The following is a 12,939-nucleotide window of genomic DNA, read 5'->3' as shown; positions in this document are numbered from 1 at the left end:
TACATTTGCGCAGACTGTCATTCCGTCCATCACTCTACCTCTTGCAGTCCGGCGGCGGACCATACATATCAGCAGTTAACGCGGTTCACGAATCGGGCACGAGATCCAGTAGTTCGGGGGTTCACGGGTTCTATTTCGCTCGAGCAACGCGGATCGTCACCAGCAGGCGGTCGACTCGCTGTTCATAGGGTTCGACCGTACACTCACCACTCCATTGCTGGCTGTCGTCGTCGGTGAACTTCCACGTCAATTTTCCGCCGCCCGCAACACTCACCTGCGGAGGTCCGTGGATGTGGGAAACCGGCTTGAACATCCCGCCGGTTGCAGTGTTTGCCTTGATCCGCGCCCGCATCAGTTCGAGAACTTCGCTCACCGTCTCAGGATGTGACACGACAATTTTCGTTTCCCACTGATCTCGGTCACCAGCTGTGGAGATCATCTTGGCTTGTGCGCCTTTGATTCGAGGTTTGGCGTACGCGAGACCGTCTGGCAGGAAGCGGTCGGCGAGGGCCGCGCGCGCATAGTTGCCGGTTGGATCCCAGTTGTATTCCATTTCCAGTGCCACGCTTTGCGCTATGCCGCTGCCGAGAAGCCGAGACACAGCATACAGAGCGCCGTCAATGCCAGAGGACAATCCCGCGGTGGTGATCAGATTGCCGCTTTCCACGAACCGCCGGTCATAAACGACTTTGGTTTTCGGGCCGGAGAGGTCATCGATCATTCCGTAGGTCGTTGTCACGGTATGTCCCTCGAGCAACCCTGCGGCTTGCAGAAGGAATGCACCGGTGCAAACGGACATCACGACCTTTGCTTCTGTTGCCTTCGTCTGGATCCAGTGAATCAAGGCCGGATTCTTAATGGCCTCTTGAAAAACACCGCCTCCAGGAATCAGAAGCAGATGCGTCCTTGGGCTGTTTTCGAAGGTGTAATCAGGGATGATCTTTGCTCCGAAAACCGCAGTAAGTGGCTCTGCCTTTTCGGCCACCGTGTGGACCAGCAATCCGGCTGTCCCAAACACCTCCCAAGGACCGGCGAAGTCTATGAGTTGAGCGCCGTTAAATAACAGAATGGTCACGGTGGGCAACGCGTCAGCGCTGCCTCCCTGCGGAACGAGCGTCATTCCGCACTTCGGACACGCGCCGGGAGCGTCGAAGGTCAATTTATCGCAGGGCAAACCGCATGGCGGACAGACGTATTTCGCGGCCTTTGGCTGAGACTCCAACGCTGCAGATTGCAGAGCTGACGCGGGGTTGGGAAAGCAAGCGCCGGCAAGCGTCGCTCCCGCGGTGGCGCGAAGAAAACTCCGCCGAGAAACACTGGAGAAGGAATCGACGTGGCGCGGGTGTTTCAAAGTCCTCACCTCAAGAAATCAGCTCACCCGAAGAGCAACGCTCAAGCTCTGGATTTTACGCCGCTTCAACGGGTACCCGTTAATGCGAATTGGGCACAAACAAAAAAGGCAGCCATCTTGGCTGCCTTTCGATCTTTGGTGCGAAAGGGGGGACTCGAACCCCCACGGTTTTACCCGCCAGATCCTAAGTCTGGTGCGTCTGCCAATTCCGCCACTCTCGCATTGCTTTTCATCGCGGACTGCAGCTCCATTGTACCGCCCCAGCTTGAATTCAGGCCTGTCGAAATGGCCCGGTGCCGACTACATTACGCCAGGTGAATGGCCTGCCGCATGGAGCCCAGTTTGCCCGACATGCGCACCAGGTCGGCGAGGGAATTCGCCTTCATCTTCTGCATCACCTGGCCGCGGTGGGCTTTCACCGTAATTTCCGTGATGCCGAGTTCGCCGCCGACCTGCTTGTTGAGCAGGCCATGGGTTACCAGTGCCATCACCTGGCGTTCGCGCGGGGTCAGCGACGAGTAGCACTCGCGGAGTTCGCGCAACTCGCCGGCGCGATCGAGCGCGAAGCGGCTGCGGTCGAGGCCTTCGCGGATGGCATCGAGCAGCGCATCGTTGCGGAACGGCTTGATCAGGAAGTTGACTGCGCCGGCCTTCATCGCCAGCACCGTGGTGGGGATGTCCTGCGAGCCGGAGATGAAAATCACCGGCATGTCCGGACGCTCGCGCGCGATCCTCTGTTGCAGATCGAGTCCATTTGTGTCGGGAAGCGACTGGTTGAGGATGAGGCACGAGGCAACGTGCGACCGAGGCCGGCTGAGAAATTCACGCGCCGACCGGAAGGTTTCCGCCTGCCATCCCTGGGTTCGAATCAGCAGGTCGAGAGAATCGCGGACCGACGTATCGGCGTCCACTACAAACACAATCGGGGTGACATGGGAAACAGGGGGGAAGCCAAGCTGATGATTGAATGCGTGGGCTGAACTCATATCTCACTCCTTCACTTTCACGAATGAGTGTGAGGCAAGTGCGCCCTCGCCAACAACGGTAGATGGTTCAGTCTTTCCATCGTTCTTTGAGGAGATATCGCGCTCCGACTTTTGGTGGGGACGAGGAACCTTCGGACTAGGTCTCGATGTGCCGACGGCCAAACAGGCGTGCGTCTACGGACCATGCCCCTGGTCCAATCATCGCGGCGGTGGCGCCGAAAGTGGCGAGAACGACCGCAATCCACGGGTCATTCACCTGCGTGATGGCGAGCCAGACTTGCAGCACCGCGATCAACGTTCCGACGACTGGGGTCCACAGGCCAACCATGAGAAGCACTCCGGCGCAGGCGCTGAGGATGGAGGGAAGCATTGCCGGCGAAGAGGTTGGGCCGGTGAGGTCAAGGAATCCGAAGCGAAACAGGAGGAACCCCGTCACAAGGCGTTGCAGCAGGAGACCAACGCCCGGCCACCCGTCGGCGAAGCTGGAGAACAATCGTTGCAAGGCCCCTCCAGGAAAATGGTAAGGAACTTGCGACGAGATAGAAACGCCCGAAAGCTGGGATTGCTAGCCCTACTTTTGGGGGAGATCGAGGTCGATGATGCCGCGCCGGAGTCCGATGGTGACGGCGTGGGCGCGATCGCTGGCCCCTAGCTTCGACAAAATGTTGGTGACGTGGCTTTTCACCGTGGCCTCGCCAATCGAAAGCTGGTCGGCGATGAGCTTGTTGGAATTGCCTTCGCCAATCAACCGGAGCACGTCTAACTCGCGCTCGGTGAGATGATCGTCCACGGCGTGGTCGGCCAATTCGGCTGCGATCTCGGCGGGGATCCGCTTCTGCCCAGCGTGGACAGCGCGGATGGTGTCGAGCAGGTCCTTGTGCACGTGGCCCTTCAGGATGTACGCTCGCGCACCTGCTTTGAGCGCGCGCAGCACCTGCACGTCGCCACTGTAGGTGGTGAGGATGATGATGCGGGCCTCGGGAAATTCGCGACGAATGGAATCGATCGCCTGCAGGCCATCGATGCCGGGCATTTGCAAGTCCATCAATGTGACATCGGGCTGATGCGAGCGATAGGCGTGGATTGCCTCCTCGCCATTCGACGCCTCGGCGACCAATTTGAGGTCAGGCTCGCCGTTGACCAGCGCCGCAATGCCCTTGCGGAGCAGCGGATGGTCATCGACCGTAAGAATTCGAATCAGATCATGATTGCTTGGCACGGCTCTTTGTCCTGGGATTCGACTGTAATAAACGTTCTTCGGATTCTGCCTGGTATGCGACTCCCGCCGGCACGGTCACTTGGATTTCAGTGCCGAGACCGACATCGCTCCAGAATTCAATCTTTGCGCCAATGCGCTCGGCACGCTCGCGCACACCTTTCAATCCCCAATGTCCGGCAACGCCACCCTCGCGGAGCACTACAGGATCGATGCCCTTACCGTTGTCGCGGATTCGTAATCGCAGCATCTGCGCGTCGTAGCGAATCTCCGCTTCAATGCGCGTTGCCTGCGCGTGGCGGAACGCATTTCTCAGCAACTCGAGCGCAATGCGGCAGACCTCATTGTTCACGTCCGACGAGACCGAGCGCCGCTGTCCTTCTTCGATCAAGTCGAAGGTCGGCAGAGATTCTCCGGGCTTCGCGGTACTGGCGAAGTCCTTGCTCGCGTTTTTCAGGAATTCCGCTAGATCGTCGCCATCGCGGGATTCGGAGCGAATGCCCTGGATCGCGTTGCGACCCTCCGCGAGCGCTTTCTCCGTCTCAACGATGGCGTCATCCAGCGAGCGCATTGCGTCCTCAGGACGCCGCGGTAAAAGATTTCGTACCGCCTGGAATTGGAACATCAGCCCATGCAGCGTTTGCAGCAGGGTGTCGTGGAGTTCGCGCGCGATACGAGTGCGCTCGTTGACACGAGCTTCCACGCCGATCTCAAACTGCCGCCGCAATTGGTGCACGCGGATCTGGAAGATGGACCACAACACCATGAGAAACGCGATGGCGCAAAGCAGTCGGAACCAAACCGTTTGGTAATACGCGGGCAAGATCGAAAAATCGAGATAAGCGCCAGCCTCGTTCCATACGCCGTCGTTGTTCGACGCCATCACGCGGAAGCGATAGTGGCCCGGACCGAGATTGTTGTAGAACGCCTGGCGACGCGTCATGGTTTCCTGCCATGCGGTGTCGCGTCCTTCGAGCATGTAGCGGAATTGGACTTTCTGAGGAGCGACGAAGCTCAGAGCAGTGTAGTCAATCTCGAGATCGCGCGTGAGCGCCGGCAAGCGCAGGCCCGCTTGTGGCGAATGGCTCTTGTGGTCGGCAACAATTTCTTCGATCTGCACCGGCGGTGGTACCGGGTTCCTCTGCAGATGGTTCGGGTCGAGCATTTGAAGGATGCGTCCATTCACGAACCATAACTTTCCGTCGGCGGAGCGCGTTGCCTGCGGCTTGAGCGGAGTAAGCCCCGCCTGCATTCCATCGGAGCCATCGAGCAGCCCGAACTTCACCACGGTTTCAGGGTGTTCCCACCAGGCATCGAGCTGCGCGCGCTCGATTTCAATCACCCCACACTTCGACTCGATCCAGAGCGAACCGCGCGAGTCTTCCACCAGCGCGAAGATTTCATCGCAGGGAAGTCCATTGCGCGTGGTGAGGTTCTTGCGCTCCCCGTTTTTCCAGCGAACGATTTCATCGAGCGTTGTACCCCAGACGGAGCCGTCGGGTTCCACCAGGAGATCGCGGATTTGCCGCGTGTTTCCTACTTCGTTCGACGCGAAGGTCTGCGACTTGCCGCCGTCATATTGCACTAGGTCGCCACTCACCAGTCCGAGATAGATGCCGCCCTGCGGACTCGCGGCGAGAATGTACGACGTGGAAATCTGCGGAGAGGTCGTCTCTTCCTGCAGCCGGTAATCCGCAATGCGATCGAGGTTCTTCCCGGCTCGTGCCCAAATGTTATGCAGGGTGTCTTCCGTTATGGAGAAGACAATGCCGAGCTTGCTGCCATCAGCATGGCGGACGGGACGAAACGTTTGGTTCTCGTAAACCCAAAGGCCATCGTCAATGCCAACCCAAAGGCGACCGGCGTGGTCTTCGAAAAACGTTGTGATGTAAAGGCCCGGGAGACCGTTCCCAGCGCGGATTGACGACAGCTTGCTGCCTTGCATGAAATCGAGTGCGTGGAAGTTGCCGATCCACACCGTGCCGTCGCGCGTCCCCAACACTGTCCCAGCGCCGGCTGCAGTGAGACCCTCGCGCATGGAATAGGTCACGACCTTCAAGTCGCGGAAGTTATCGATACCGGCCGAGGTCACTACCCACACCGTGCCTTCCACATCCTGGTAGAAGCGCCCAACCGCATCGCTCGACAAGCCGTCGGTGCGTCCAAAGCTGCGCACGGTATTACCCACAATGCGAAATACGCCGTGGTTCGCGCTCCCGACCCAGATGGTGTTGTCGCGGTCAACAAATAAGGTCGTTACGTCCGAGTTGTTGATCGCAATTTCCGGATAAGACAGCGTCGTCCACTTCTCCTGCGCAAATCGTTCCAGTTGGAGGAAACTCCCAGGACGTTCGCGCGCTACCCAAACTGTTCCATCGTTTCCGGTGGCTATCGCTTTGATGGAAGCAAATGTCTCCGGCACCTGCGAACCTTTCGCAAAGCAGTCACTGGATAACGAGGCCGGCTTCCAGCGGCAAAGCTCGGAATACCCGCCAACCCAGAGCTCTCCGGAATTTCCCACTCGTAATTGCACCGCGATGGGAAAGGGAATGCCGTCCGCTTTCCCGAAGCACTGTGGCTGATCGTTGGTGATGCGACACACCGGTCCGCCGCCATCGGTAATCTGCGTCCGAACGAACCACACCGTGCCGTCGTGGTCTTCGGCGATGGCCTCAATTCTTCCACTCAATTGTGAATAATTGATGAGTTCGTTGCGGCGCCAGTGCGAAATGCTGTAGCCGGTCCCGATCCACAAGCTGCCGTCGCTTGCTGCCATGAGCGAAAAGATCCTGGGGTCAAGCAGCTTCACGCCCGCGGGAGGCACCCATGGAACAAAGCGCACGCCATCGAAGTGCACCAAGCCGCCTTCAGTGCCGATCCAGAGATAGCCGTCTTTGGTTTGGGCGACCGCGTTCGGCGCGCTGCGGAAAGCTCCATCCTGGACCCGCCAGGTGGAGTGCGCGTACTGCGAGATGCTGAGGTCAGGATTTAACGCGAACAGGGAGGAGCCCGCTGAGATCAACAACAGGAACCAAACAACCAACGACGGTTGGATCCTGACTCTGCCAGTACTAATCATGGCTTGTCGAATTGTTCTCGCAGTCCCTTCAAAAGCGATTCTGAATCATACACCGGCGCGGCAGGCGCGGGTCGCCACGCATCGACAGTTACGAATCTTCGAAACCATGCTTTAGGCCGAGCGGGGCGTCCATAGTACTTTGGTATTGCCTCGGCCCTCCTCACGTTCCACCAAGTGTATTGCCCGATACCTATGAACAATAGATTCCTGCGTCCGCTTCAGGCCTAATCGCGTGCAGTTCGATGGCACATGAAGATATTCGAATTCACGAGGACGCACTATGAACCCACTTTCGAGCCTTTACCACGACGAGAAAACTCACATGGCAGCACGCGAACTGTCCTCATTCATCGCCGCTGTTTCGCAACAATATGGCCCACAGCAGGCGAGGCTGTCAGCCGAAGACTGGCTGGAGGAGTTGGATCACATGGAAGGCACGTCTCCCTGCGACAACCGCAACTGGCGCGCGGTGACCATCGCAGCGTCGGCGCGCCTGGCCGATCGCCTGAGTGCGAGCGCAGGTGCGCACGAGGTCCCTTTGTATCTCGTAAACCGATACGAAGCCGCCTCCAATACAAACGCCTGATATTTCCCGCGCGGCGACCCAGAGGTGAGCTATGAGAACTACGCTGATTGCGATCTTCTTGACGATGATGATGGGCACCTGCATGGCACAAAGCAAGCTTGCCGGAACCAAGCGTACTGATCTTCAGCGGCACGACTTGAGTGCCCCCGGACGCGAGGCGATCCAAGTGCGTGTGGACTTCGACCCCGGATTTGCCTCTCCCAGGCACACGCATCCCGGCGAAGAAATCATCTACGTCCTCGAAGGCACGTTGGAGTACGACGTCGACGGCAAGGCGCCTGTCACGCTGAAAGCAGGGGAAGTGCTCTTCATTCCCGCGGAGACCGTGCACGCTGCGAAAAACGTCGGCACCAGCAACGCTGTGGAACTTGCCACGTATGTCGTGGAAAAAGGGAAGCCTCTGATCACCGTGGTGAAGTGACGTTCTTCGAGCACTGTCGTTTCTAACAGATGCACCTCTCATGTCCGCGAACTACAGTGTTTTTAGGCGAGCACTGCCATCTGGCTCTTCGACTCGCGAATTCCTGCCATGACTCAGACCTCAATTAAATTCGTTTCTCTCCCGTTCCTGTTGTTCGTGCTTATCACCGTTTTCACATTGGCGGAGCCCAAGTCGCCCAACGCGAACAGCGCGGCCGAACTCAACAAGCATGGTGAAGAGTTATTGGCGAAGCGCGATTATCGCGGCGCGGTAAAACAGTTCAAGAAGGCGCTCACCGTCCAGTCCGATTACGAACCTGCCGTTCGCAATCTCGGAACGGTAATGGAAGTCCTCGGCAAGGATGCGGAATCGGAGACCGATCTCCAAAAAGCAATTCGGCTCGCTCCGGAAGACGCTGTCGCCCACAATAGTCTCGGCCGCACCCTCTTTCACGAGGGCAAGTACGAGGATTCAGCGGGCTCCTATCGCAAGGCGATCGAGATTCACGACGATTACGCCGAGGCCTACAACGGACTGGGCGCAGCCTTGCTGAAGCTTGGCAAGACCGATGAAGCCATCGGCGCGTTCCAGTCTGCGGCCTCGAAAGATCCGAAGAATGTGGACGCTTTGAGCAATGCCGGCGCCGCGCTGCTGCACGCGCAGAAAGCGCAGGATGCGCTTCCGTATCTGGAGAAAGCTAAGGCGCTGAAGCCCGATGCGCCCGACGTCCTGGAGAATTACGCCAACGCTTTGCAACAACTCGGCCGCACCAACGAAGCGATTACGGAATATGAGAAGGCGCTCAAGGGCGATCCCAAGAGTGCCGTCGCGTGGGCGCAGTTAGGACAAACGCAGTACGCCGCAAAGCAATATCCGGAAGCCGAAGTCAGCTTTAACAAGAGCCTCCACCTCGATGCGCATCAACCGGAGGTGCTCTTCCTCCTCGGTGCGGCCTACACCGAGCAGGGCAAGTCGAAAGAGGCGATGCACTCTTACGAGAAGGGCCTTGCGCTGAAGCCCGACAACCCCGATGGCCTCTACAACCTCGGCCATGCGTATGAGACGCAGAAGGAATATCCCAGGGCGATTGATTCTTACCAGAAGGCACTCGCTGCTCGTCCGGAGTTCACCCATGCACTCGCCGGACTCGGCGCTTGCCAACTCGCTTCCAACAAACTCGATGATGCGATTGCTACCTATCGCAAGCTGGTTCCGATGCAATCCGACGATCCTGGCATTCGCTTCAACTTCGCGACTGCGCTCTTCAACAAAGGCAATTTCAAGGAAGCGGCGGAGAACTATCGCGAGGCCGTGAAGCTGAAACCGGACTTCGCACATGCCCACTACAACCTCGGCATGTCGCTTCTGCGCTTGAATGACGCGGCGGGCGCCAAGTCGGAGTTTGAAGAAGCGCATCGCCTCGACGCCAGCCTGCAGATCCCGAAGACGAGCTGAATCAGTAGCACAAAAAACGCGCCCGCATTTCGCGAGCGCGTCGGTTAGATGCAACGTTCTACTTCACGGTAACCACCAACGGAATCGTCTTCGCCGCCGACCCTGTTCCACCTGAAGCGGTGAGGCTCACCGTATAGGTTCCGGCCGTTACGTTCTTCGACGGAGGCAACGCGGTCGAGCTATTGGAGCCGCAACCGATGCCCGCAACCATCACGGCCATCAGCGCGGTGAAGCCGAGTAGCGACTTCATCCGCTTCCGACGCGTGAACGGCACAAACAACAGTCCGAGCGCGATGGTAGATGCGGTGGCCCACCACGCGCCGTGATTTGCCGCGGTGCTGGATGGACCGGTGATGATAGTTAACGTGGTCGTTCCCACGTTGGTGCCGTCAAGCGTCACCGACGAGGGAGCAAAAGTACAGCTCATGTTCGAGGGCAGCGATCCGCACGACAACTGCACCGTCTGCGTGGATCCACCGATGGGCAGCATGTTGATCTGTGCCGTGCCGTTCGAACCCGAGGTGATGGACAGCGTGGCCGGATCCGCGGTGAGGGTGTAGTCCTGAATCGCCACCGAGTACGGTCCACCACTCACGCTGGCCAGCACTGCATCGCCGCTGTAGACCGCAGTGATGTTGCTATGTACGCCCGGTGCCAGAGTCGTCAGGTTCAACGTCGCCGTTCCCGTGGCGTCGAGTGCCGCGGTGCCGAGCGCAGTCGCGCCGTCGTAGAACGTCACGCTGCCCGTCGCCGTGTAAGTGCGAACGTCGCTCTGTACCTGCGCAATCAGGTTCACCGGCGCGCCAGCGATTGCGCTCGGAACATCGGAGCCCAGGCTGATGTACGCATTGCTGGTCATCGCCGGGAAGGGGACGAAATACTTGCCCGACGACGGTGTGGTGTCGCGATCACCGCTGAACTTCACGATGAGCACGTGACACTCATTCGCCCCGGGATTGCCGCACTCGTTGTCGCCCGGTGTCGAGACCTTGACGGTGACGTCATAGGATCCGCCATATTGCATGCTGATCGGCGCCGAGCCAAGCACCACCGGCGTCCCTGAAGTTACGTCGGTGATTGAGACGGTTCCGGTATAAACGCCGAACCACTGGCTGATGAACAAGACTTCGCCCATCAGGTGGACGGGAACATTTGCGACCTGCGTTCCGAGCGGGAAGAAGTCCGCGATGAACGTATCGGCTTTGCTCACGTTGAACGCGAACGCATTCGATGTGTTCGCCGCGAAGCTGGCATCGCCGGGATACGTGACCTGTGCTACGTGCGGTCCGGCATGGAATTCATTCAGTGGATGCGAGGTGTCGCTACTGTTGTCCCAATAGGTAGGCAGGTACGACACCGTGCTTGACTGGCTCTGCGTCGTGATGCCCGGCATCAGGATGTTGGAGTTCTCGCCGTAATTCAACTTCAGTGCACTCGGCGTCTGCGAGCCGTAGCCGGGATCGAACGCAATCGTGGTCGCGGGTGCGCCGTCCACCCTGATGCTCAGGTTGCCGCTGGGATAGCCCGCACCCGAATTGCCGGCCACGATGGCGCCCATGTTGATCGGCTCGCCGTACTGCACAGTGATGGGAGCAATCGTCAAGACGCCCGCGCCCACGGAGCCCACCAGGCTGTAGCTGGCTTCCGGAGTTACGCTGAAGCCCACGCCGTTGGAATCCGCAGCGTAGTAGGTGCCGTCGCCACCATATCGTGCTGCGACCGTGTAGGAACCGCCCGGAATCGCCGACGACGTGACATTCGCCACGCTTCCGGTAGACGACGGCGTCAACGCCCCAGTGCCGATGCCCACGGACGACGAACTGCTCGTAGCCTGCAGTGTGACGGCACCGGTTGGAGCTTCACATCCGGTGCCACTGCACTTCACGGTCGTGGTGAAGGGAATCGCCGTTCCATGTTCCACGTTCTTCGCCTGCCCCGGAGCGACTGCGAGTGTCACGGTCGCTGCGTTACCGGACGAAGCTGCCGCCCAGTTGTTTACCAAGGCGTTGGCATCGAAGGAGCCGAGCCCGGTAGCAAGGTCGTATCCCGATACTGCGTCGTAGCCCACGGTGTACATGCCTGACGCGTCGGGCACCTTGTTATCGCCGACCGTTGTATCGTGAAACACTCCCGGCGTGCTCGCGAGTTTGTAGAAGACGTAATTCGCCATGCCCTGGGGCTGGCCGCCCATCTTCTGGTTCACCAGCGCCATGATGCCGGCCGCTGCCGGACTCGACGCCGACGTTCCGCCGAAGACGTAGAAGTATTCTCCGTAACTGCAATTCTGGAAGAGACAGACGAGATAGCCGTCGTGCTGCGCCGCCGTGAGAGAGATATCAGGAAGCGCGCGCATCCCGCCGGTAATCGAGGTCGAAACCGTCTGCCAATCGGGCTGTTTGTAGAGTGAACTAACGCCGCCGCTTCCCGCCCAAAGTCCCGGGCTGTTCGGATCGTTCGAACTTTCATTCCAGACCTTCTCCGGAATGTATCCGAGCGCCGACGCACCTGTAGTCGGATCGCTGGTTGAGGCCCAGTATTTAGTCGGATCGTCGGTGTCGTCGAACTGGGTGCCACCAACCGCGACGTTGTAAGGAGTAGAAGCGAGACCGCTGACATTCAAGCCGTTGAACGCATACGTGCCGCCGCCCGGTTCATCGCAACCGGCGCCACCATTGTCACCCGCTGACACGAAAGACGTGATGCCCTGCGCCGCGGCTTGCTGCCACAGCGCGTTATAAAAAGCATTCTGCACTGGCGTGAAATACGCCTCGCACAAGCCGAAGCTGGTGCTCATGACCGGCGCCAGGTTGTGGTCGACGATGTAGGCTGCCGAAACATCCACGCCATCCGAGAAGTTGCTCTGCGAGACGACGAACTTGATGTGCGCGTTCGGCGCTACGGCACCGGACCAGGTCACATCGAGTGTGGCCTCAGGAACGTCGCCACTGGTCTCGCCCGGATTGTCGCCGTTCACGATGATCTCCGGATCGTTCACCGGAAGGTTGAAGAGCGTACGGAAGTTCTGCACGTCGCTTAGGAAAATGTTGCCGCGGCCGACGATCGCGATGGTCTGGCCGGTGCCGTCAATCCCAGCCTTGTAGAGCGGATCGAGGTTGTAGATCTTCGCGAAATCCGCCGGCGCCAGGTAGTGGCTGCCATCGCCGCCTTCCCATTGGCCGCTGGTTGGGTCCCAATGCACCTTCTTTCCCATGTAGGCCTGTGACTTCGGCGGATCGCTGTGCAGACGCACCACACCCTTTACAACCGGCGCGAGCGCAGCGGGGATTTTGATTTCGCTGGCGTTTGCGATGAACTCCTTGCCGTTGCGCGAATAGGAATGCATCTCGGTTGCGAACGTCTTCTCCACTTGCGACACGCTGCCGCTGAAGACGATGAACCGCCGGCCGTCGGCCACTTCGTGCACCGTCAGGCCATTCGATTCCAGCCAGGTGCGCACCGCCGCAGCATCGTTCTCCGATACACCGAAGCGCTTGCCGAATTCCGCGGGAGTAAGCCACTTATGAAAATTAGGTGAGGATGAATCGTGCAGGTCCTTTACCAATGCTTTTGCGGCTGCGTCTTGCTGCGTGGTAGGCGCGAGCAGAAGCACCATCCGCCCCAGGTTGCGTTCGCCGGGAAGGCGCCCTTTGTCGGTGCTGCGCGCAACCAGCGGGGATGCCGTGCCCTTCAGTTGTACGCGCGCTGAACTATTGAGATCGCCGGTGACGCGCGATGCTACTTGCGCCATTGCGTTTACGGACAGACAGAGAATTGCGGGCCCTATGAATCGCCAAATCGATTTTCTTGTATCCAAGGAGTTCTCCTGTGGGACGGGTGGAATGCAG

The 12,939-nt window shown here is 59.0% G+C and carries 9 protein-coding genes and 1 tRNA gene; 3 read left to right on the top strand and 7 right to left on the bottom strand.

What is annotated here, in order from left to right; genetic code table 11:
• Positions 1 to 130: 130 nt before the first annotated feature.
• The 6 genes from ACID345_RS25530 to ACID345_RS12590 form a co-directional block, all read right to left on the bottom strand.
• Complete coding sequence (locus ACID345_RS25530; RefSeq protein ID WP_083763738.1) at positions 131 to 1,360, bottom strand: DJ-1/PfpI family protein; 1,230 nt, start codon at positions 1,358 to 1,360, stop codon at positions 131 to 133.
• Positions 1,361 to 1,487: 127 nt separating this feature from the next.
• Positions 1,488 to 1,572, bottom strand: a tRNA-Leu gene (locus ACID345_RS12610).
• An 84-nt stretch (positions 1,573 to 1,656) separates the two neighbouring features.
• A complete protein-coding gene (locus tag ACID345_RS12605) occupies positions 1,657 to 2,337 on the bottom strand; it encodes a response regulator transcription factor (RefSeq protein ID WP_011523247.1) in 681 nt (226 codons plus the stop codon).
• A 136-nt stretch (positions 2,338 to 2,473) separates the two neighbouring features.
• Positions 2,474 to 2,839 (bottom strand): hypothetical protein, encoded by a 366-nt coding sequence (locus tag ACID345_RS12600; protein WP_011523246.1) that lies wholly within the window; start codon positions 2,837 to 2,839, stop codon positions 2,474 to 2,476.
• A 69-nt stretch (positions 2,840 to 2,908) separates the two neighbouring features.
• A complete protein-coding gene (locus ACID345_RS12595; protein ID WP_011523245.1) occupies positions 2,909 to 3,556 on the bottom strand; it encodes a response regulator in 648 nt (215 codons plus the stop codon).
• A complete protein-coding gene (locus ACID345_RS12590) occupies positions 3,540 to 6,632 on the bottom strand; it encodes a sensor histidine kinase (RefSeq protein WP_011523244.1) in 3,093 nt (1,030 codons plus the stop codon). The genes ACID345_RS12595 and ACID345_RS12590 overlap by 17 nt, the downstream gene beginning before the upstream one ends.
• Before the next feature lie 280 nt (positions 6,633 to 6,912).
• Between ACID345_RS12590 and ACID345_RS12585 the strand changes: the two genes are divergently transcribed.
• The 3 genes from ACID345_RS12585 to ACID345_RS12575 all read left to right on the top strand — a co-directional run bounded on the left by ACID345_RS12585 (position 6,913) and on the right by ACID345_RS12575 (position 9,094).
• A complete protein-coding gene (locus tag ACID345_RS12585) occupies positions 6,913 to 7,218 on the top strand; it encodes a hypothetical protein (protein WP_011523243.1) in 306 nt (101 codons plus the stop codon).
• Between the two features lie 31 nt (positions 7,219 to 7,249).
• The gene (locus ACID345_RS12580) at positions 7,250 to 7,639 is read left to right on the top strand and encodes a cupin domain-containing protein (RefSeq protein WP_011523242.1); all 390 of its coding nucleotides are present in this window, start codon (positions 7,250 to 7,252) and stop codon (positions 7,637 to 7,639) included.
• A gap of 108 nt (positions 7,640 to 7,747) precedes the next feature.
• Positions 7,748 to 9,094: a tetratricopeptide repeat protein gene (locus tag ACID345_RS12575; RefSeq protein WP_011523241.1), complete on the top strand. Its 1,347-nt coding sequence runs from the start codon at positions 7,748 to 7,750 to the stop codon at positions 9,092 to 9,094.
• A gap of 58 nt (positions 9,095 to 9,152) precedes the next feature.
• Here ACID345_RS12575 and ACID345_RS12570 read toward each other — a convergent pair whose 3' ends face one another.
• Positions 9,153 to 12,842, bottom strand: coding sequence for a protease pro-enzyme activation domain-containing protein (locus ACID345_RS12570; RefSeq protein WP_041855675.1), 3,690 nt, complete (start codon positions 12,840 to 12,842; stop codon positions 9,153 to 9,155).
• Positions 12,843 to 12,939 lie beyond the last annotated feature (97 nt).

This window comes from Candidatus Koribacter versatilis Ellin345 (assembly GCF_000014005.1).
Lineage (GTDB): Bacteria > Acidobacteriota > Terriglobia > Terriglobales > Acidobacteriaceae > Korobacter > Korobacter versatilis_A.
This window is presented reverse-complemented; position numbering and strand designations above follow the sequence as displayed.